The sequence below is a fragment of the Mycobacteroides chelonae CCUG 47445 genome (genome assembly GCF_001632805.1).
In the GTDB taxonomy this organism is placed as follows: Bacteria; Actinomycetota; Actinomycetes; order Mycobacteriales; family Mycobacteriaceae; genus Mycobacterium; species Mycobacterium chelonae.
This window is the reverse complement of sequence record NZ_CP007220.1, coordinates 4,429,571-4,450,716: the sequence shown is the minus strand read 5'-3', so window position 1 is coordinate 4,450,716 and position 21,146 is coordinate 4,429,571. Positions and strand designations below refer to the sequence as shown.

Sequence of the window (21,146 nt, the reverse complement as noted above, 5' to 3'; positions counted from 1 at the left end):
GGCATGACTGCCCGCTTCACGCTGTCCGGTAGACGAAACCCCGGTAGCCCCCGAGGCCTTGCTCTCGGCTCCGCCGGATGTCTTGGTTGTGCTCGATGAGGCGGCACCAGACGTTTTAGACGCCGACTCCGATGAGCCACCATGTGAACTGCCCGAATCGGAACTGTGCGTGCCGCCCCCGCCAGTTGGTTCCGCGGAAGCTATCGCCACCAAATCCGATACCGCAACCGAGCCAGCCGCCACCAAAAAACCCGCTGTCAATGCGTTCACGCAAAAACGACAAGTATTCATACAAGTCACCCCTCAAATCCACAATGCGCAGATAAGCGCATTGTGGGCCGCCGCCCTGAGTAATTCTCCCGCCGCATCAAACGCTGTGAAATACCCTATTCACTCGCGCGGACGAAAGTTATCAACTGGAGTGCCTATGCGCAATACCTATCCCTATGCACGAATCGGCATACCGTGAATGTTCATATTGTCTATAAATATTCTCGGTATTCAACTAAATTGCTAGCAATGCATTTTAATGTGTTCTTGTTGAAGTAAGCACTCGTGATTGGTTTGCCGGGGTAGGAATGCCGCCGTGCGGGAACGAACCCCCGACACGTCGTGTTGCGGCGATTCCGTCTCGCATATGTTCGCCACAAACGGGCGTGTCGAGGACGGGTGCGCCTACTGGCGGTAGCTCACCAGGAAGTTACCGAGCCGCTCGATAGCGACCGCAAGGTCGCGGGCCCACGGCAGCGTGACGATCCGAAGATGATCGGGCTCAGGCCAATTGAAGCCCGTGCCCTGCGTGAGCAGGATCTTCTCGTTGAGCAGCAGATCCAGGACCAGCTGGTCGTCATCGTGGATCTCGTGCACCTCGGGGTCCAGCCGCGGGAAGGCGTACAGCGCACCCTTCGGCTTCACGCAGGAGACGCCGGGAATCTCGTTGAGCTTGGTCCAGGCCACATCGCGCTGCTCCAGGAGCCGACCGCCCGGCAGCACCAGATCGTCGATGCTTTGATGCCCGCCAAGGGCAACCTGAATCGCATGCTGCGCAGGAACATTCGGGCACAGACGCATGTTGGCCAGCAGATTGACGCCCTCCAGCAGGCTGGCGGCGTGATCCTTGGGGCCGGTGATGGCCAGCCATGCCGATCGGTAGCCCGCCACCCGGTAGGCCTTGGACAGGCCATTGAAGGTGAAACACAACAGGTCCGGGGCCAGCGAGGCGACGCTGATGTGCTCGGCGTCGTCGTAGAGGATCTTGTCGTAGATCTCGTCGGCCAGCAGCAGCAGCTGATGCTTGCGTGCCAGTTCCACCATCTTGGTGAGGATTTCGCGCGTATACACCGCGCCGGTGGGGTTGTTCGGATTGATGATGACCAGGGCCTTGGTGCGCTCGGTGATCTTGGATTCCAGATCCTCGATGTCCGGCATCCAGCCGTTGGTCTCGTCGCACAGGTAATGCACCGCGGTGCCCCCGGCCAGCGATGTCGCGGCGGTCCAGAGCGGATAGTCGGGCGCAGGGATGAGCACCTGATCGCCGTTGTCGAGCAGCGCCTGGGTGGTCATGGTGATGAGCTCGGATACCCCGTTGCCCAGGTAGACGTCGTCCACGTCCAGGTACGGGAATCCGTCGACCAGTTCGTAGCGAGTCACCACCGCCCGCCGCGCGGGCAGGATGCCCTTGGAGTCCGAGTACCCCTGCGCGTAGGGGAGCGCCTGGATGATGTCGCGCATGATGACATCGGGCGCCTCGAAACCGAACGGTGCCGGGTTGCCGATATTGAGCTTGAGGATGCGGTGCCCCTCGGCCTCCAGCCGGGCGGCGTGCGCGTGTACCGGACCCCTGATTTCGTACAGGACGTCTTGCAGCTTGGTGGACTGAGCAAAGACCCGTTGATGCTGCCGCGGGGAAAGACCGGGCACGCGCGGGGGCACGTCAGTCGGCAAGTTATCGGTACTCACGGTCTCAATGGTGGCATTGCTGTCCAGCCAATATCTAATTTCGGCGGCCTGGACGGCGTGCTCCCGGGGCCATGCCCAGGCCCTTCACCGGTGGTTCCGGGGCCGTGCGAGCCTCGGTGGTCTCTTCCACCGCCTCTTCCGTGGGCTCGGGTTCGGCCGGTGCGACGGGTTCCGGCGTGGCCGCGGGCTGCTCAGGTTCTGCTGCTGCGGGACTAGCTGCGGCAGGGGCCGCCTTCTTGGCGCCGGGACGTCGTGTACCGGCGGCAATGCCGAGACCCTTGACGGGAGGCTCTGGAGCTGCGGGAGCTGCCGGTGCCGCTGGTGCGGAAGGTACTTCTGCTTCTGCCTCAGGCTCAGGCTCAGGCTCAGGCTCAGGCGTGGGCGCAGGCGCAGCCGCGGGGGCTGCCTTCTTGGCGCCGGGGCGCTTGGCCCCGCTCGCCATGCCCAAACCCTTGACGGGAGGCACGGGGGTGGCAGGTGCCGCCGGTGCTGCTGCCTCCGGCTCGGAGGCCACCGGAGCAGCCTCGGCAGCAGGGGCCGAGGTCGCCTTTTTGGCGCCCGGACGTTTGGCGCCGGTTGCCATGCCCAGTCCCTTGACCGGTGGTGCGGCCGCAGCGGGAGCTGCGGGTGCAGCCGGTGCTTCGGTAGCGGCTTCGGCGGCGGGAGCCGCGGCTTTCTTGGCTCCGGGGCGCTTGGCGCCACCCGCCATGCCCAACCCCTTGACCGGGGGTGCGGCTGCGGCGGGAGCTGCGGACGCTTCGGAGCTGGCTTCGGCAGCAGGGGCCGAGGTCGCCTTTTTGGCGCCCGGACGTTTGGCGCCACCCGCCATGCCCAGTCCCTTGACGGGTGCTGCGGGTGCAGCCGGTGTTTCGGTAGCGGCTTCGGCGGCGGGAGCCGCGGCTTTCTTGGCTCCGGGGCGCTTCGCACCGCCGGCCATTCCCAGACCCGTGATGGGCTTGGCATCGGCCGCAGGCGCTGCCGCCGTGGCCTCGGCTGCCGGTGCTTCCTCCTCGGCGACAACAGGTTCGGGCTCCGCTGCCTGGGCGGCAGCCTTCTCGGCCGCCGCGGCAGCGGCAGTGCCCTTGGCGGGCAATGCCTTCCGCATATCATCGGTACGGCCCACGGATTCGAGCAGCAACTGCGCGACGTCGACGACCTCCACGGCAGCGGAATCGTCGCGGGCCGTCACACCGTCGGTCAGCATCACGCGGCAGAACGGGCAGCCCGTCGCGATCTTGGATGCAGGTGTGGCAAGGGCCTCGTCGACGCGGTCGATATTGATGCGCTTACCCAGCTGCTCTTCCATCCACATGCGGGCGCCACCGGCGCCACAGCACATGGAACGCTCTCCGTGCCTTGGCATTTCGGTGAGTGCGGCACCCGAGGCGCCGATCAGCTCACGCGGCGCGGTGTACACCTTGTTGTGACGGCCCAGGTAGCACGGGTCGTGGTAGGTGACGTCTTGTGAAACCGGTGCGACGGGAACCAGCTTCTTATCGCGCACCAGGCGGTTGAGTAGCTGCGTGTGGTGCACCACCTGGTAGTCGCCACCGACCTGTGGGTACTCGTTGCCGAGTGCGTTGAAGCAGTGCGCGCAGGTCACCACGATCTTGCGCTGCTTTTGTTCCACGCCCTCGAACACTGAATTGAGCAGCTCGATGTTCTGCATGGCCAGCTGCTGGAACAGAAACTCGTTACCCGCGCGGCGGGCGGAGTCACCCGTGCAGGTCTCGTCGGCGCCCAGCACCAGGAACTTGGTTCCGGCGAGCGCGAGCAGCTCGGCGACGGCCTTGGTGGTCTTCTTCGCGCGGTCCTCGTAGGCACCCGCGCAACCCACCCAGAACAGGTACTCGAAGTCGGCGAAGCTGTCCACGTCCTGGCCGAACACCGGGATGTCGAAGTCGACCTCCTCGATCCAGTTGAGGCGGTCCTTGGAGTTCTGGCCCCACGGGTTGCCCTTGTTCTCCAGGTTCTTGAACAGGCCCGCGAGCTCGCCGGGGAACTCCGACTCGATGAGCACCTGGTAGCGGCGCATGTCGATGATGTGGTCGACGTGCTCGATGTCGACGGGGCACTGTTCGACGCAGGCGCCACAGGTGGTGCAGCTCCACAGCACCTCGTGGTCGATGACGGCACCCTCGCCGCCGACCAGCTGACGCTCGCCCTCGGCGACCTCGGCCTCACTCAGCTTGGACTTGTCCTCACCGGCCAGCAGGTAGGGCGCCTTGGCGTAGGTGTGGTCGCGCAGGGAGGTGATCAGCAGCTTGGGGGACAACGGCTTGCCGGTGTTCCAGGCGGGGCACTGGCTCTGGCAGCGACCGCACTCGGTGCACGTCGTGATGTCCAGCAGGTCTTTCCAGCTGAAGTCCTCGACCTTGCCGGCGCCGAAGGCGTCGACGTCCGGATCGGCGCTCTCCATCTCCAGGACCTTGCCGCCGGACATCATCGGCTTGGCCGCGCCCAGCGCGACGCTGCCGTCTGCGTTGCGCTTGAAGTAGATGTTGAAGAAGGCCGCGAACCGGTGCCAGGCCACACCCCAGACGAGGTTGCGACCGACGAGGAGTAGGAACAGTCCGCCGAAGAACATGACAGACAGTGAGAAAGCCGACACCAGCAAGGGGCTCTCAGGCAGGAGCTTCGCGAGCTGCGAGCTGACCGGGTCCGAATAGGGGTTGGTGTGGTGATAAGTCGCGATCTTGGCGGACTTCACCAGCAGCATGCCCAGACCCTCGCTGAGCACGACCATTTCGATGGTGTACGCCGCGATGAAGTTGGAGCCCCCGAATCGGGACAACCGTTCGGGCTTGCGCGGATGGTTGAGCTGCCGGATGACGATCATCGTCACGATGCCGATGATCGTGCCGACACCGAGGAACTCGATCCAGAGTTCCCACGCAAAACTGGCGCCAAAGAAAGGCCAGTGGAATTCGGGATTGAAGGTCTGGCCGTACGACTCGAAATAGTGCAGGAAGCCGCCCAGGAAGCCGACCATCACCAGCCAGTGCGCCCAGCCGACGGTGCGGAACTTGTTCATCCTGGTGTGCGCGACAACCTCGACGATGACCGTCTTGACGCGCGGGACGATCGGACGCCAGCGGGTGCCGTCTGGTTGTCCGGAGAGGATGACGCGGAGCATCTTGACGACGCCACCAAAGAACGAGCCCCAGGCGATCAGGCTGTAGGTGACGCCGATGATTCCGAGAATGAGCGTCGCGGTACTCACGGTGGTGCTGACCTCCCGGTCCCGAGAAGTTACTCGTCAGTAACAAGTGTAATGTTACTTGCGGGTAACTTGTGTCCGATGCGAGGTCATCGTCGCATTGACAGGGTCGAAAGTCCTAGTCAGGCTTACCTAACCCGCCGTACAGGGTGAACTTTGTCGCATTTATGGGGTCAAGATCGACCGCAACATCGAGAACATGTCGGAGCGTGATTCGGCCCCGAGGCGACGGCGAATGCGGGCGACGTGATGCTCGACGGTCTTCGCCGAAATGAACAGCTGCGCACCGATATCGCGATAGGGAAGGCCGCGTAGCAGCAGCTCGGCGACCTCGCGCTCGCGATCTGACAGACGCGTGGATGTTGGCGAGTGGGCGGCCGAGGACGGTGCCGCGGCCGGGTCGGGGCTGTCGGTGTTGGCCGTCGGCGTCCGCAGATCGCGGGCGAGTGCGAGCATCGCGGCGGCCACCTTCGGGTCGTTCGCGTGCAGCGCGGCCTGGCTGGCCAAGCGGGTCGCATCCCAGCCGAGGCCGGTATCGGCCAGCATCCTCGCGGCGCCGTCGACCTCGGTCCCGTCCACCTGGTTGGCGAGCACCCGCAGCCACGTGCGCCCGGCCGTCGCCAGGGTGCGTGCGTACGGGCTGACTCCCGCGGCCGCGGCGAGCGCCTGCCCGTGCGGGGCGAGATTCTCCGGAGAGTTGGTCAGGATCGCGGCATGCACGCCGGCCCATCGCAGGGAGGCAGACCAGGCGATGGGATCGCCGAGCTGCGCCAGAACCGCGAATGCGCGGTCGACATGATGCGTGACGGCATCCAGGGTGCGCAGCCGTGCCGCGGCCACCCAGAGCTCGCCAACCGGAAGCAACGTGTAGAGGTCGATCGAATACGCCGACAACGCATCCATGGAGGCCTGCCAATGCTGGCGTAGCGGACCGGTGTCGCCGTGGCGCCGGGCGATGCCGGTCCGTAGCGATTCGGCGAACAGGCGATCGCGCCGGGAGAGCTCGGCGTCGGCCTCAGGTAGCCATTGCGCGGCACCGGTCAGATCACCGGACAGCATGGCAATCCAGGCGGCGAGCAGACGATGTCGCACCGCGAAGACGTCATGGGGCAGGTCGTTGCGGATCGCACCGGCGAGAACGCCCCGGGCCCGCGCCGTCTCACCGCTGTGCAGCATGGTCAACGCGGCCAGGGCGATGGTGCTGTCAGGGGTGAAGGAAGATGTCGAGGGCTGCTGTGTGACGGCCTGACCGAGCAGGGACAGCGCCTCGTGGCCACGGCCCTCAACAGAAGCGATGACCCCCTGGGCGGCATTTCGCGTCGCGGTGGCCGATGTCGTAGGCGGCGCTCCCAGGTTGTCGTCCAACACTTTCCGTGCACTGGTCAACTGGCCGATGCCCACGAAAACCGGCGCAGCGGACAGGGCCGTTAGGCCGTCCAGGCCGGTACCCAGCCAGTCGTACAACGCGACCGCCTGACCGGAGTCCCCGTTGTGGCACGCGATGGCCGCCGCAATACGCACGGCTGCCGCGCGATGTCCTGGATCGGTGGCGTTAAGCACCTCATCGGCCTGAGCGGCAGCCGCGGCCAGGTCACCCGCGCGCGCCAGCGACTCGGCTAGCGGCACCCTGATCGGGCCCGGCTCGGCGCCCGCGGTCAGGGCGGCGCGATACAGGTCTGCCGCGGTGAGGGGGTCGGATTCGGTTGCAGCCCACTCAGCTAGCAGCCCGGCGATCTGCGTATCGCGCAATCCGTGGGCTACCAGGGCCAGAGCCAGGTCGGTGGATACCGAACCGATGTCGAGCTGCGTGCGCAACAGCGATCGTTCGAGGTCGAGGTGCCGCGCCGCACCGAGCAGTCGTGTGGCGCAGCCGTGCACTCTGGCCGCGAAGGCGATCTGTCCGGGGGAGGGCACCAGCCCGCTTCCCAGAGCCTCATCGACCGGATCTCCGGCGTCGGAAAGTGCAAGCGCCGCAGCGATATCTGAGGCCCCGATGCCGGGGTCCAGGGACATCAGCAGCACGGTGGCCTGAGCCGACGGCGAGAGGCGGCGCAGTTGTTCGTCGATGCGGGAATCGATCGCACGCAGTGCCAATTCGAGTGAATCCGCTTCGTCCAGGCGATCCACGGCCGCTGCCACCAGTGCCAGCACCCCGCCGGTGGCGGTCGCGATCTCATCGGCGAAGGCTGCTGAGCGAGCCGAAAGCCTGGCGATATCACCCTTGTCGACGGGACCTAGTGCGATGGTGGGTGATTCGCGCTCCAAGGACTGAAACAGTGCACGTAGCGCAGGCTGGCGCCGGGGTGTCGCGGCCACTACCACGATGGCCGTCGGATCGTTCTCCACGACGCCACGCAGGGTGTCGAGCTGTGGGCCGGTCAGCGAGTCGGCGTCGTCGATGACGAATGGGCCCACGCTTTTTCCGGCCGTTGTCTCGGGGACATGGTTGACCGGTGCAGGGCCCGTGGTGCTCAGGACGTCTCGAACCCGCGCCAGGATCGACGTCTTTCCGCTACCGGCGGTGCCGCTGACAAGCACCTTCGTCGCACCGCCCGCGGACAACGCCTGCGTGATCGTCGTTACCGCCGAGGCGATTCCGTCGAATGTCCCGGAGAGTCCGTTTTCCCGAGGGGCGTTCAGTTGCGCGGACCGATCGGGATCGGCGGCAACCCCGGGATCGTGATCATGGGGCGCGACGTGGACGTGGAGGCGGGTTGTGTGGTCGTTGTCGTCGGCTGGGTCGTCGTCGTGGTTGGTGGCGTCGTCGTGGTGGTCGGCGGGGTCGTGGTGGTCGTTGTCGTCGTTGTGGTGGTGGTTGTTGTGGTCGTCGGGGGTGTGGTTGTGGTCGTCGGTGGTGGCGGCGGAGGTGGCTCCGGTGAGGGCGGCGGCGGTTGCACCGACTGCGTCACGGTGTGGGTCTGCGGTGGTGGCGGCGGTTCGGGCGACGGTGGCGGCTCGACCGGGGCATCGCCTGTGCTCGGCACCACGCTCACGCTCGGTGTGGTCGGGGCGGGGGCCGGTGACTCACTACTGGTCAGCGACACCATCATTCCGGTAAAGGCGATGCCGGCCACCGCGGCCGCTGCGATGAACCACACCAGCGGACGGCGGTACCACGGCAGCGGCGGGTAGTCGTCGTAATCGTCCTCGGCCGCGTACGGTTCGTGGCTGAACTGAAGCTCGGGGCGGGCGGTGGTGGGTTCGGCCGGGCCGTGGTACTCGTCATCGAGGTCAACCGTGTATCCGGTGCTGTATCCGCTCTGGTAGCCGGTCTCTTGCAGCGGAGCCAGGTCGGGGGCCGAATCATCTTGGGACCAAGCCAATTCCGGCGCATCGCTGGCAGCCGCGGCTACCGGAGCGGCGAAGGTTCCGGTACCGGTGGGTGCTGGGCGCATCATGGTGGCATCGCCCGCCGGTTGCTCGACCGGCCGCATCGCGGTGGCGTCTTGCGGCGGCAGATCGGGGCGGGTCGCCAGCAAGGCCACGCCCTGCGCGGCCGCAAGCTGTGGCTGGGGGCCGGTGATGACCGGTACTCGCATCCGCTCGGAAAGTTGTTGGGTGACAAGAGGAATGTTGGCACCGCCACCCACCGAGGCGATCGCGTTGATGTTCGCCGGATGAATACCGTTGCGTTCCACGGTGTCCTGAATGGCGTTGATCAAGTTGGAGAGCGGGCCGCGCAGGTGGTCCTCGAGTTCGGCGCGGGTGAGCCGAACGTCGGTGGTGATTCCGGGAAGCGCCACCGGTACCGAGGTCGCGGTCTCGCCGGAGAGCCGCTCCTTGGCCAACCGGCACTGATCGCGCAGTCTGGTCAGCGCGCCGACCGACGTGGTGCCCTCGGGATCCTGGTTCAGGTCGGTGAGGACCTGCGTCAGGAGCATCTGGTCAATCTGCTGGCCGGAGAACTCGACAAATCGGACGGTCTGCCCGATCTGCTGGAATCCCCGTGCCGCATCGGCCAGGGTGATGCTGGTGCCCGAGCCGCCGAGATCGCACACCACCACGACGCCGCGGTCGGGTACGCCCGGCCCCGCGGCCAGCGACTCGAGGGCAGCGCGCGCGTCGGGGATCAACTTGAGCTGCCGACCGCCCGGAGCGAGCGCGGGAACGCGGTCGATCGCGTCCCGGAGCGTGGCGACGGTCTGCGGGCTCCAATGCGCGGGGACCGAGGCGGACAACGCCGGAGGCGCGGTGAATTCGGCAGCGGAGGCCGCGTCGGCGATCAGTACGCGCATGGCTTCGGTGAGTGCCCATTCGGCCCGGTGAACCGATCCGTCCGCCGCCACGATGCCGACGGGGTCGCCGACCCTGCCGACGAATCCGGTGAGCGTCAACCCTGGATGGCTCGGTACCCCAACCTCGGGTGGACCGTCCTCATGCAGGGTGAGGATCGAACTGCGCACCACGGGTTGGCTCTGCGGGTCGTCGGGGGTCGCGACCAGTTGAGTGGCGCCGATCGACAGTCCCAGTGCGTTGGCCATACCTATCCGTTCGTTTTGCGGCGCTGTGGCGTTTCACCCCGCAGCCCAACAGTAGGGGATGACGGTCGTCACACCCCCTAATGACGACACATCCCCTAACGCGCGTCCCCCAATGGGCGCTGGTGGGAAACGGGTCGCGCCCCGTAGCCGAGGTTCTCGGTGGCTCCTACCATCGCAGACATGGGCAATAACCTGTTGGATTTCGTCATGGCACTGGTCCGTGACCAGGACATGGCTGCGCAATACGCGGCCAATCCCGAACAAGTCATTGCCGATGCGCACCTGGACGGGGTCCAGCCCGCAGATGTCTCCGCGCTAATCCCGGTGGTCAGCGAGTCGATACCGGCGGCGCTGGGAACACAGGCCTCGCAGTTCGCAGCGAACCCGGCAGCCGCCGATCTGACGCATGCGGTGCATACGGCAATTCCTGCCGACAACATCTGGGCAAGTGGTGCGGCGACCAGTGCCTTCGCGGCGTTCGATTCGCCGTTCACCGCGCCGACGCATGATCCGAGCCTGGATGCGGGTCTGCACGCTGCGACCAATGCGGTATCGGACCTGAGCGTTCGTCAGGACGCGATCACCGTTCCCGACCAGTTCGGTCCACCGGTCGACAGCGCGGTCGCCGCGATCGACCAGTTCCAGGCTCCGTTGCACGCATCCCCGTCCGGGTTGGACGCAGCCGGGTTCGAGCCCCAGCATTTCGGTTCCGAACTGGGCGCCGGCGGTTCCGGCGATGCGGGTCTGCAGGATCCGTTCTTCGATCATGGAGACCTTGGACATCAGGCCGGAATCGATCACGATCCCGGAATCGACCAGTTCTAGCGCTGCGCGCGCACACGGTCGAGCGATAGCCGGGTGTCATCTGCCACCAGGGCCAGGAGCAGGAACCCCCAGCAGAATGTGGCCGCGAAGGCTCCACCGTTTTGCATGGGCTCCCAGTGCACCGGCAGGTGTTCGAAGAAGTATGCGTACGCCATCATTCCCGCCGCGAGAACTGCGGACACTCGTGTCCACAATCCCACTGTCAGCAGGACGCCGAGTGTCAGCTCGAACACGCCCGCCCACCAGTACGGCCAGTTGAGGAATGGCTCGGGATGTCCGGAACCGGTAGGTGATCCGCTCCACCAGCCGAAGATTTTCTGGGTCCCCTCCAAAAGTAAGATGACGCCGAACACCAGGCGGGCGCCGGTGGGAATGGCCCAATGCGCGATCTGACCGGCGCGCTGAATGTTCATGAACTCTCCTCGTCGATCCGACCGGGTCTTAGAACGTGCAATACGCCCTGAACAGCGCCACCAATACCGCACCGGCAAGGGCCGTCGGAAGTAAAGCGAAGCCGAGCATCAGTCGGCGGCGTCCTATCGACGCACGGCAGGTAGGTCCTTGGGCCCGCAGCCAGATGAGTCGCACCGCCACCGACTCACTGGACATGTTCAGCGCACCACGCACGGCCACGCCAGACTTGCTCATGGCCAGTAGTGCGGCGTGCACGGTACGCGGACCATGAGCCCGCGCCGCCGCATCATCGGCTGCCAGCTCCACCATCAGCCGCACCATTCCTGGTGCACGGCGCATCAACGGCAGTATCGGAAGTGCCGCCGCCGCGATATCGGCACACAACACGGCCACGTGGTGCCTGCCGCGAATGTGCGCCAATTCATGCTCGATCACTGCCGCGCACTGTTTTTCGCCGAGGCGGCGGATGCCATGAGTGGCGACCACTGCCCCGTGAGCACCCCCGAGGCTGTAAGCGATCGGCCGCGGATCGTCGATCCAATGGACTTGTCCGGAGCGACACGTTGCCGCCCGCAGCATCCAGAAGTGGCGGGCGCGGAGTCGCCGCGCGGAGCGCAGGCACCGAATTGCCACAAATCCGACTCGAGCCAGGATGCTCAGCGGCAGTAGTGATATCCCAAGCTGAACAAGGGTTCCGAAGGATGAGTGCGGGATGGTTCCGCTCAGGCACCCGCCTACCAGCGTGGTGACGCCGCGGCTGTCCAGTATGTGAGGAAAAAGCAGCAACATCGCGGACAAGGCCGTGAGTACGAGGAAGGCCATCAGCGCTCCGAGCCACGCCGCCAGCGCAGCGGCCGGCAGCAAGGTAGGACGCACGGTCGGCCGCAGACATGCCGGTCCAGCGACACCAATGAGGGCTGCACTTGCCATCATCACCAGGGCGACGGTCATGTCAGGCCGCCCCGGCGCAGGATTCTGCGCAGCACCGTGGATTCCTCCGGGGAGGCTGATCCGGCGAAGTGCAAAAGCACCCCTTCGGCATCGCCGCTGGCGGCCAGGACTTCCCGGACCATTTGTGCTGCTACGGCTTCGCGGGTTTGCGCCGCTCGGTAGCGGAACGCCCGACCAACCTTTTCGCGGGTGACGTGCCCTTTGTTGTGCAGGTTGTCGAGGACCGTCATAACTGTCGTGTACGCCAAGGGGCGGTCCAGTCGATCCAGGACATCACGGACAGTCACCGGCTCGGCCACGGACCAGAGCACCTCCATGATTGTCGACTCCCGCTCACCGAGGCCGAACATGTCACGCACGCGTTGTCTCCTTCTGGCTAGACGCGGTCATCGGCGTCCTCTCTCGTTCTGTCACGTTGCCTTCGGGCCCCGCGCACCGCGGTGGCGCGGGGATACAGCAGACGCATCAGGACTACGACGAATGCAGCGCAGGCGATCCCGAGTCCCACGGCCGCGTTCGGCAGATGCGAGGTGAGATCTTGCAGCCTCGCTTGCATGTCGAATTGAGTATCGCTGCCGGTGATCCCACCGAGTGCAGCCGTCCCGTCGGTGGCCACAAAAAATATGCCGATCACGATGAACATCCCACCGGAGAGCAGGTTCGTGGTGTGGGTTCGCAGCCGTCCGATCCGGATCTCGGTGCCGCGCACCCAGCGTCGGTCAGCCAGCCTCAACCGTCCCCAGACGAATGCCAGTACGAACAAGGGCGCCGCCATTCCCAGTGAGTACAGCGCCATGAGCAGAGCGCCATAGACCGGGCTGGAGCCGATGGCGGCCACCGTCAACACACTCCCGAGTATTGGCCCGGAGCAGAACCCCGCGAGCGCGTAGACGGTGCCGAGCATCAGCACCGACAGGCCCGAGGACAGATCGAGGCGAGCCGCCACCCGCGCTGCCGGGCCGATGCGGAAACCGAATCCGGCGATGATCGCCACACCGAGCGCGATCATCAGCAGGCCTCCCACCGTTGTCACCTGGGGACGGTATTCGGTGAGTAGCGCGCCGATGGCGCCTACGCCCGCTCCTAACGGCACCAGCACGGTGAGCATGCCCAGGTAGAAGAGCCCGGTCCTGCGCAGTAGCAGGCCGGCTCGGTCGAACGAGTACGCGAAGAACGACGGCAGGAGCATCGCCGAGCACGGGCTGACCAGCGTCAGAAGCCCACCGAGTAGAGCGCCGAGTACCCCGACATCGATCACCGCTGAGCCTGTTCGATGACCGATACGAAGACGTCCATGGGCTGCGCACCCACCACCGGCTGATCGTTGATCACGAAGACGGGCGTCGAGGCCGCGCCGATCGCAACAGCTTCCTGAATATCTTGTTGTACGGCAGGCAGTAGCCGATCGCCCGCGACCGCTGCCTGGAACCGGGCCAGGTCCGGCACCCCAGCTTCGCGAGCTCGTTCGAGGAGGACCTCGTCAGTCAGCTCGGCGTGGCCGCGATCCGGTGCGTGCCGATACACGGCCCGGTTGAATTCCCAGAACCGGCCTTGTTCCGCTGCTGCTCTGCCGGCCTTGGCGGCCTGCACTGATTGCGCCCCGAAGATCGGGAGATCACGCCATTCGATGCGCAGCTTCCCGGTGTTGACGTACCGCTCGACGAGCTGCGGTTCGGTATCCCGGCTGAATTTCGCGCAGAAAGGGCAGCGGTAATCCGAGTAGATGACCAGCACTACCGGCGCATCGATTGGGCCAAGTGCCATCGGATCATTCGTGTGCAGCCGAGCCAGGCTGTTGTGGTGGGCGGTGGCCGCCGGTGAGCCGACCGATGCGGTGCTCTTGCCGCTGTGATCGAAGAACAGGTACGTGGCCAGCACGACAATCACGACGCCCAAGATTCCGGCGATCCAGATATCACGCTGACGGTTCTCGCTTCGCCGCACGGTTTCCCTCTTCCGATCTACTATCCGACTTAGTATTTAACTACTAAGAAAGATAGTAGATAAATACTAAGGACGATAGTATTTAGAACGTCTCTGCTGGTCAGCGCGTTGTGGCCGTCCAGCCGCCGGCGGTGGTAACCGGGCGATGGTGTGGCAATGAGTGGCCCGAGAGCCTGGCCCCTAGCAGCCCCCTAATCCCCTAATGGGGATGACTGCGGACCCCCATGGGGGATTGGCCGAGAAGGGGAAGTTCTCCCGTTTCCAGGGCACTTGCAGGTTCGTAGGTTTGTATTCAGTTCGACCGGACAGACCCGGTTGACTCCGATCCCCCAAGGAGACCTCAAATGTCCATTATCGACTTCATCCTCAACCTCTTCCGCGACCCCGTGCAGGCCGCAAGCTACGTCGCCGACCCGCAGACCTCGCTGGCCAACGCCGGGCTGTCGGCCGTCACCGCCGCACAGGTGGGTGCGGTCATGCCGGTCGTCGCCGAATCGGTGGCCTCCAACTACGGCTACCAGTCGCAGTGGGTCAACACCGGCAACCCGATGAACGACCTGTCGGGCAACCTGCAGAACTACTACGCCGCACAGCCCGATGCCCCGAGCATCCTGTCGCCGTCTCTGCTGAGCCCCCGGGACAACTTCAGCCCCCGCAACAACGACTTCATGAGCCACAACGACACCGAGTTCGCGAGCCACAACCCGATCGCGAGCGGTAACCAGGTCATGAGCCCGAGCGGCAACGTCGACAGCTTCAACCGTGGCCCGCTACTGGACCTGAACTTCGGCGACCTGCAGTTCGGTAACCGCGACACCAACGCCATCGGTGACGGCGCGGTGGCCGTGGGCGGAAGCAACTCCGGACCCATCGCCTCCGGCAAGGGATCCACCGCGGTCAACGGCGATGTGCGCGATAGCAACATCATCAACGCCGACCACGGCAGCAAGGTCGGCGTGGACCAGAGCCAGACCCGGGTCGGCGGCGACTACACCAACGTCAGCGGGCACGGCTCGGCCGGTATCGACAAGAGCGTGACCGTCGTCGACGACCACTCGCAGCGCAACACCACCAACATCAACGATTCGTTCAACACCGATCGCTCGACGAACATCGGCTCGGGTAACACCACCCACACCGATATCGCCTCGCACAACCAGGTGAAGACACAGACCGATATTGGCTCGCACAACCAGACGAGCACCAGCACCAACACCGATATCGCGTCGCACAACAAGGTGAACACCGACATCGCGTCCAACAACCAGGCGCACACCGGCACCTCGCTGAGCAACTCGCACACCAACGCGATCAACGACTCGCTGAACACCTCGCACTCCGCATCCAGCAGCACCGCGGTGAGCAACTCGCACAGCAGCGCCATCAACGATTCCTTGAGCAGCCCGCTGGGCGCTTCGCACAGCTCCTCGATGAACGAGTCGTTCAACTCCTCGTTGGGCTCGCATGGCGCGGCTGGTACCGGATTCGAAGCCCAGGCACAGGCCCAGGGTCACGCGTCGGTCGCCGACCACACCACCCTTCCGGGAACCGAGCACCACTAGTCCCCGGGCGCGATGCCCCGCACCAGTAATGGTGCGGGGCATCGGCGTGGACGCCGGATTGAACTGTGCCTGCCAGAAGAAATGGCACAGTAATGAGGAATTTCAAGCCAGAAGGGTTAGGGAACCGTGTCGGACACCGCGCAGGACGGCCAGCAGCAGCTGGCGCTCGTCAACGAGCTGCTGGGGCATGTGCGCAAGATCGCGGGCGAGAACGATCGGGGCGATCTGATCGACCGCCTGGACCGGGTGGACAGCCTTCTGGTGGACCGCCCGCTGCGCGTGGTGGTGGCGGGACAGCTCAAACAGGGCAAGAGTCAGCTGGTGAACTCGCTACTCAACATGCCGGTCGCGCGGGTGGGCGATGACGAAACCACCTCGGTGACAACCGTTATCAGCTACGGCGAGCAGCCGTCGGCGGCCCTGGTGGTTGCCCCCGCCGAACAATATGACGGTGGGGGGCTGGCCGGAGAACCCGAGATCATCCCGATTCCGGTGGCCGATATCGGCAAAGACCTCAAGCGTGCACCGCAGGCACAGGGCCGAGAGGTGCTGCGGGTGGAAATCAAGGTTGCCAGCCCGATGCTTAAAAGTGGCTTGTGCCTGGTGGATACGCCCGGTGTCGGCGGATTCGGTCAGCCGCACCTGTCGAGCACCCTCGGGCTGCTGCCGGATGCCGATGTCATGCTCATGGTCAGCGATCTCAGTTCCGAATTCACCGAACCCGAACTGGTTTTCATCCAGCAGGCACTCGACCTGTGCCCCGTCGCGGCCATTGTCAACACCAAGACGGATCTGTACCCGCACTGGCGTGAGGTGGTGGCCGCCAACTCCGCGCATCTGCACCAGGCCAAGATCACCGTGCCCGCCATCACGGTGTCGTCGGCGCTGCGTTCGCATGCATTGCAGCTCAACGACAAGGAACTCAATGCGGAGTCCAACTTCCCCGCATTGGTGACATTCCTCAGTAATGCCATCGCGGACCACCAGGCCAGCTCGCGACAGCAGGCGGTGGCCGAGATCGGTTCGGCATCGGAGCATCTCACGCTTACTTTGGACGCCGAGCTCAGCGCTCTGCAGGATCCGCAGAGCCGTGATGAGCTCACCTCGGATCTGGAAAGGCGTAAGCGTGAGGCCGAGGAGGCGCTGGCTCATACCGCACTGTGGCAGCAGGTTCTCGGCGATGGCATCTCCGACGTGTCGACCGATGTCGAGCACGATCTGCAATCACGATTCCGGCGGATCCTGCAGCGGACCGAAGAGGTGATCGACCGTACCGATCCCACCAAGAACTGGGCCGAGGTCGGCGCCAAACTCGAGCAGGCCGTGGCCAACTCGGTGGGAAACAACTTCGTCTGGGCACATCAGCGGGCGATGCACCTGGCCGCTCAGGTGGCCGAGACCTTCGCCACCGCCGGTATGGACTCGGTGAAGATGCCCCGGCTGCGGGCCAGTGAGATGGGCGCAGATCTGAGTGATCTGAAGTCGCTTTCTAAGCTGGAAGCCAAGCCGATCAAGTTGGGGCACAAGGCCATCACCGGGCTGCGTGGTTCCTACGGCGGTGTCATCATGTTCGGCATGCTGACCACCGTCGCGGGGCTCGGGATGTTCAACCTGATCTCGTTGGGGGCCGGTGCGATGCTCGGAAAGAAGACGTACAACGAGGACATGGAGAACCGGATGCTGCGCATCCGGGGTGAGGCCAAGACGAACGTCCGCCGCTTCCTCGACGACGTGTCGTTTGTGGTGCTCAAGGAATCACGCGACCGGCTGCGTCTGGTGCAGCGCCAGCTCCGGGATCATTTCCGAGATATCGCCAACCAGACCACGCGCTCGCTCAACGAATCGTTACAGGCGGCCATCGCATCGGCGCGGCTGGAGGCCGAGGATCGCGATGCGCGTACCCGCGAGGTGGAGCGTCAATTGCATATCCTGCGCCAGGTCAACACGCATATCGACGGACTGGAAGGGCTGCGTCCGTCCGCATGAGCACCATCGAGCAGGCCCGCGCCATCATCGGTGAGGCCATGCGTGCCTACCAGCGTGATCCGCGGTACGCGCGGATCGCGGAGCCTCATGACGAGCTGAGCCGCATTGCCGCCCGGCTTGACGAACCGATCCGAGTCGCCGTCGCCGGAACTCTCAACGCCGGCAAGTCAACGCTGGTCAATGCACTTGTCGGAGAAGACATTGCACCTACCGATGCCACCGAGGCCACCCGGATCGTGGCGTGGTTCCGTCATGGCGCCGCTCCGCAGGTCACGGCCAATCTGTTCAGCGGCGTACGCCAGGACATCCCGATCCGTCGTGACGGCGGCCTTTCCTTCGAACTCGACAGGCTGGACCCGGCTTCGGTGTCGGACCTCGATGTTCACTGGCCCGCACCGGAATTGAATGAGATCACCCTGATAGACACCCCGGGGACTTCGTCGTTGTCCACCGAGGTCTCAGAGCGCAGCCTGGCGCTGCTGGTGCCCGAGGACGGAGTACCACGGGTGGACGCGGTGATATTCCTGCTGCGCAGCCTGAACGCCGCCGATATCGGCTTGCTCACCCAGATCGGCAAGCTTGTGGGTGGAGAGCGCGGGGGAGCTGTCGGCGTAATTGGCGTCGTATCGCGTGCCGACGAGATCGGGGTGGGCCGGCTCGATGCGATGCTGTCCGCGCGCGAGGTGTCCGCCCGGTTCGCCGGCGAGATGGAACGCACCGGGATCTGTCAGGCCGTCGTGCCGGTCGCCGGGCTGCTGGCGCTGACCGCCCGCACACTGAGGCAAGCGGAGTTCGTCGCGCTGCAGAAGCTCGCAGAAGTGGACCCGCAGGTGCTGGCCAAGGCGCTGCTGTCCGTGGATAGGTTTGTGCGCGAAGATGATTCACTTCCGGTTGATCCACAGACCCGTGCCGCACTGCTACATCGGTTCGGGATGTTCGGTATCCGGATCGCGGTGGCCGTCATCCGGGTCGCAGGCACCTCCGAGATCACCGCCACCGGGCTGGCCGAGGAGCTCCTCGAACGCAGTGGACTGGTGGAACTGCACAACATCATCGCCAACCAATTCGGTCAGCGTGCAGGCGTCCTGAAATCTCATACCGCGCTGCTCTCGGCCCGTCAGGTGCTGACGTCCTACCCGGTCCAGGGCGGCCGCCCAGTGATCGACGACATCGACCCACTGCTCGCTGACACTCACGCCTTCGATGAACTACGGCTGTTGGCGGAGTTGTCCTCGCGAACCACCACGCTCACCGAACACGAGACGGTGCTCATCCGCAGGCTGCTGGGAGCCTCCGGCACGGAGGCGGCCGCCCGCCTGGGTCTGGACGAGACCCGCCCGGATCCGCGGCGTGCCGCGCTGGACGCGGTGGGACGCTGGCGGGCGCGGGCGGCGTATCCACTCAATGATCCGTTCACCAGCCGGCTGTGTTTAGCGGCTGCCCGCAGTGCCGAAGGCATACTCACCCAGTTGTCTGCGCACGAGCGCCCGGCATACTGAGCAGATGATGATGCGCCTGTCTGCCGCGACCGTGATCCTTGTGGCCGGATTCGGCACGGCGACGGCAACGGCGGATCCCACTCCCAATCCGGCCGGGCCCGCCCCGAGGCCGGTGCCCGCCAGCGTGTGGATCAGCCCCGGTGAGATCCCCATGAACGGCGAATATCACTGGTCAGCGGCCAACCCGACCGCGACAGGCAGGGCGTCCTTCCTCAGCATGCGGCTCTGTGGCGCCACGTCGACGGACGTCCTTCCGCCGGCCTCGGCCATCGCCACCCAGGCTGCGTCGGGCGTCGCGGCATCCGTGGTGCAGGCGGCGGGACAGTGGCCCGAAGGAAACACCGATGGGGCCGCGGCCTTCCAGAGTGGTATTCGATCTCAGCTCAACTACTGCCCGGGAGTAGGCGATGTCATCAGCGTCGACCTGCGCCCGGCACCCTCGTGGTACGGCTTCGCGGCGACCCTGCTGGTCGGCAAGGAGCGCGACAACCCCACGAGCGAGGTGCACATCTACAACGTGGTACCGCCGGAGTCGGGCACCGTTTCCGAGCTTGCGGTCACCGTGCCCCGCACCGGCCGCGAGCCCTCGCCATGGAAGCCCGTCGATGACGCGACGGTTCTGCGCGCCCTTGCCCAGCCGCTGTGCAAGGGCTCCTGCTAGCGAGGGATTTCTGTGACGATGCGCGGGTGGCGGCGGGCAATTCCGGCGATCGCTGTGATCGCCTGCCTGGGCACCGCGGCTCCAGCCGCCGCGGATCCGAAGCCTGTGCCCGACACCGTGTGGATCAACCCGCGGGACGTTCCCATGGATCACGTCTCACACTGGGCTCCCTTGTCGCGCAACGCAACGTCGGTTGACCGCCCGGCCTTCTGGTCGGCGAATCTCTGCTTCTCGTTAGGAGAGAGTCTGCCGCAATCGCCCGAATCTGCTTCCTCGACAGTCACTTCGGATGATTCCGGGTGGACGGCGGTGGAGGTGATCGCACACTGGCCCGGCGACACCTCGGTGACAGACCAGTACGCGTCGACCGTGTATCGGTCGCTGCGTGCACGGCTGGATCACTGCTTCAACGCCGTTGGCGCCCAGGTCAACGTGGTCGACCTACCCAATGGTCATGCGGCCACGGTGACGCTGCCGGCGCAAGGTGGCAAGCAGCCGCAGTACCGGCTGTATGTCGTGGAGCCGCCCGGTACCGGAACAGTGGCCGAGCTGACCGTCACCAACGCCGTCACGGGTGCTGTCGGTTCGCCCTGGGTAGAGGCCGATGAGCAGCAGGTTCTGCGCAATGTGGCGACACCGATCTGCCGCACCGCCAAGAGCGCAGCCTGCTGAAATTCACGTCCAGTTTTTTGTCGCTTCGGATACCGAATCACCATCATTGCGTGCCCTTGACGGCGTAGCGTCCCCGGTATGCACGGACGCGGAGTCCTTTCAGGCGTATGCGGTATCGCGACGATCATCGCGATGGCCGTCCTGCTCACACCGGTGTCTATTCAAGTCGACACGGGCGGTGCCACCCAGTCGGTGACCTGCGGTATGCCCGTGGGGCCCCGGCTTACCCGGAGCGCGGAGCTGGACAAGATGAGTTCCGGTGCGAATCAGTCGACCAACTACCACGACCAGTGCGCCGCCAAGCTCGATACGCGTCGACTCTGGGCGATCCCGATCGGTGTGCTGTCCTTCGTGGTTGCGCTGTGCGCAGCAGGTCACCTGTGGAACGAGGCCTCACCCGAAAAACCCGGCAGGACCCGTCAGGGAGTCACAGGTCCGCCGGGAATCCGAATGGCTCACTGACCGCCAACGGGCACTTGGACGTTGCCGCCGCCGGGAATCGGGATCACCACTGAGCGTCCGGTGGTGGTGGTCGGCGGGTTGGTCGTCGTGGTAGTCGTCGGCTGAGTGGTCGTGGTGGTTGTCGTATCCGTGGTGGTGGTCGTGGTCGTCGGCGCAGTGGTCGTCGTTTCGGCGCTCTGACTCGGCGACTCGGAGACGGTCTCGGTCACCGTGGAGTTGCCGCCGGTGGTGCTACCGGAGCCGCCATGCCCCTCGTGGCCGCCGGAGTTGGCCGGTGCCGAACTGCTGGTCGTCGAGGATGTCACCGAGGTGGTGCTCCCGGCGGGAGCAGGCTTGTCGCTTCGGGTAATCACGAAGGCGATGATCACCGCAATGACCGCCACCGCGGCTCCTGCCAGGGCAATGAGCACGGCCGGCTGCTTGTACCAGGGGTTGGGTCCATCAGGTCCCTGATCGTGGTACTGCTCGTTGTACATCGTCGGGTCTTCTGGCGGCTCCGGGTAGGACATG

General features: G+C 65.2%; 18 protein-coding genes. 7 read left to right on the top strand and 11 right to left on the bottom strand.

The features are described 5' to 3' along the window. Nucleotides 1–115 precede the first annotated feature (115 nt). The 5 genes from BB28_RS21715 to BB28_RS21695 form a co-directional block, all read right to left on the bottom strand. The gene (locus BB28_RS21715) at nucleotides 116–274 is read right to left on the bottom strand and encodes a hypothetical protein (RefSeq protein WP_157889446.1); all 159 of its coding nucleotides are present in this window, start codon (nucleotides 272–274) and stop codon (nucleotides 116–118) included. Between the two features lie 401 nt (nucleotides 275–675). After that, nucleotides 676–1,986 (bottom strand): pyridoxal phosphate-dependent aminotransferase, encoded by a 1,311-nt coding sequence (locus BB28_RS21710; protein ID WP_046255015.1) that lies wholly within the window; start codon nucleotides 1,984–1,986, stop codon nucleotides 676–678. Between the two features lie 7 nt (nucleotides 1,987–1,993). Then, the gene (locus BB28_RS21705) at nucleotides 1,994–5,182 is read right to left on the bottom strand and encodes a (Fe-S)-binding protein (RefSeq protein ID WP_075874140.1); all 3,189 of its coding nucleotides are present in this window, start codon (nucleotides 5,180–5,182) and stop codon (nucleotides 1,994–1,996) included. A gap of 162 nt (nucleotides 5,183–5,344) precedes the next feature. After that, the gene (gene iniR, locus BB28_RS21700; RefSeq protein WP_052740313.1) at nucleotides 5,345–7,741 is read right to left on the bottom strand and encodes an isoniazid response ATPase/transcriptional regulator IniR; all 2,397 of its coding nucleotides are present in this window, start codon (nucleotides 7,739–7,741) and stop codon (nucleotides 5,345–5,347) included. A 74-nt stretch (nucleotides 7,742–7,815) separates the two neighbouring features. Further along, the gene (locus BB28_RS21695) at nucleotides 7,816–9,660 is read right to left on the bottom strand and encodes an Hsp70 family protein (protein ID WP_046255011.1); all 1,845 of its coding nucleotides are present in this window, start codon (nucleotides 9,658–9,660) and stop codon (nucleotides 7,816–7,818) included. Between the two features lie 180 nt (nucleotides 9,661–9,840). Between BB28_RS21695 and BB28_RS21690 the strand changes: the two genes are divergently transcribed. Continuing rightward, nucleotides 9,841–10,485 carry an Rv0340 family IniB-related protein gene (locus BB28_RS21690; protein WP_046255010.1) on the top strand — a complete coding sequence of 215 codons (645 nt, stop codon included), beginning with the start codon at nucleotides 9,841–9,843 and terminating at the stop codon, nucleotides 10,483–10,485. Here the strand turns inward: BB28_RS21690 and BB28_RS21685 are convergent. From BB28_RS21685 to BB28_RS21665, 5 genes are read right to left on the bottom strand one after another with little or no spacing between them, the layout of a single operon-like run. Further along, nucleotides 10,482–10,898: a DoxX family protein gene (locus BB28_RS21685; RefSeq protein ID WP_046255009.1), complete on the bottom strand. Its 417-nt coding sequence runs from the start codon at nucleotides 10,896–10,898 to the stop codon at nucleotides 10,482–10,484. The genes BB28_RS21690 and BB28_RS21685 overlap by 4 nt on opposite strands. Before the next feature lie 28 nt (nucleotides 10,899–10,926). Further along, on the bottom strand, nucleotides 10,927–11,850 hold the full coding sequence (locus tag BB28_RS21680) for a M56 family metallopeptidase (protein ID WP_046255008.1): 924 nt from the start codon (nucleotides 11,848–11,850) through the stop codon (nucleotides 10,927–10,929). Continuing rightward, nucleotides 11,847–12,209 carry a BlaI/MecI/CopY family transcriptional regulator gene (locus BB28_RS21675; RefSeq protein ID WP_030097182.1) on the bottom strand — a complete coding sequence of 121 codons (363 nt, stop codon included), beginning with the start codon at nucleotides 12,207–12,209 and terminating at the stop codon, nucleotides 11,847–11,849. The genes BB28_RS21680 and BB28_RS21675 overlap by 4 nt, the downstream gene beginning before the upstream one ends. Before the next feature lie 17 nt (nucleotides 12,210–12,226). Further along, nucleotides 12,227–13,108, bottom strand: a complete 882-nt coding sequence (locus BB28_RS21670) for a cytochrome c biogenesis CcdA family protein (RefSeq protein WP_046255007.1) — start codon at nucleotides 13,106–13,108, stop codon at nucleotides 12,227–12,229. Continuing rightward, a complete protein-coding gene (locus BB28_RS21665; protein ID WP_046255006.1) occupies nucleotides 13,105–13,794 on the bottom strand; it encodes a DsbA family protein in 690 nt (229 codons plus the stop codon). The genes BB28_RS21670 and BB28_RS21665 overlap by 4 nt, the downstream gene beginning before the upstream one ends. Before the next feature lie 344 nt (nucleotides 13,795–14,138). On the opposite strand from BB28_RS21665, the gene BB28_RS21660 reads away from it, so the two are divergent. The 6 genes from BB28_RS21660 to BB28_RS21635 all read left to right on the top strand — a co-directional run bounded on the left by BB28_RS21660 (nucleotide 14,139) and on the right by BB28_RS21635 (nucleotide 20,636). After that, nucleotides 14,139–15,356 (top strand): IniB N-terminal domain-containing protein, encoded by a 1,218-nt coding sequence (locus BB28_RS21660; RefSeq protein WP_046255005.1) that lies wholly within the window; start codon nucleotides 14,139–14,141, stop codon nucleotides 15,354–15,356. Between the two features lie 126 nt (nucleotides 15,357–15,482). Next, complete coding sequence (locus BB28_RS21655) at nucleotides 15,483–17,342, top strand: dynamin family protein (protein ID WP_046255004.1); 1,860 nt, start codon at nucleotides 15,483–15,485, stop codon at nucleotides 17,340–17,342. Next, nucleotides 17,339–18,841: a dynamin family protein gene (locus tag BB28_RS21650; RefSeq protein ID WP_046255003.1), complete on the top strand. Its 1,503-nt coding sequence runs from the start codon at nucleotides 17,339–17,341 to the stop codon at nucleotides 18,839–18,841. Before BB28_RS21655 ends, BB28_RS21650 begins: the two co-directional genes overlap by 4 nt. A 4-nt stretch (nucleotides 18,842–18,845) precedes the next feature. Further along, nucleotides 18,846–19,502 (top strand): hypothetical protein, encoded by a 657-nt coding sequence (locus tag BB28_RS21645; RefSeq protein ID WP_046255002.1) that lies wholly within the window; start codon nucleotides 18,846–18,848, stop codon nucleotides 19,500–19,502. A gap of 18 nt (nucleotides 19,503–19,520) precedes the next feature. Then, the gene (locus BB28_RS21640; protein WP_046255001.1) at nucleotides 19,521–20,174 is read left to right on the top strand and encodes a hypothetical protein; all 654 of its coding nucleotides are present in this window, start codon (nucleotides 19,521–19,523) and stop codon (nucleotides 20,172–20,174) included. Nucleotides 20,175–20,252: 78 nt separating this feature from the next. Beyond that, on the top strand, nucleotides 20,253–20,636 hold the full coding sequence (locus tag BB28_RS21635; RefSeq protein WP_046255000.1) for a hypothetical protein: 384 nt from the start codon (nucleotides 20,253–20,255) through the stop codon (nucleotides 20,634–20,636). On the opposite strand, the gene BB28_RS21630 is transcribed toward BB28_RS21635, so the two are convergent. After that, nucleotides 20,630–21,112, bottom strand: a complete 483-nt coding sequence (locus tag BB28_RS21630; RefSeq protein ID WP_046254999.1) for a hypothetical protein — start codon at nucleotides 21,110–21,112, stop codon at nucleotides 20,630–20,632. The two genes, BB28_RS21635 and BB28_RS21630, sit on opposite strands and share 7 nt — an antisense overlap. Nucleotides 21,113–21,146 lie beyond the last annotated feature (34 nt).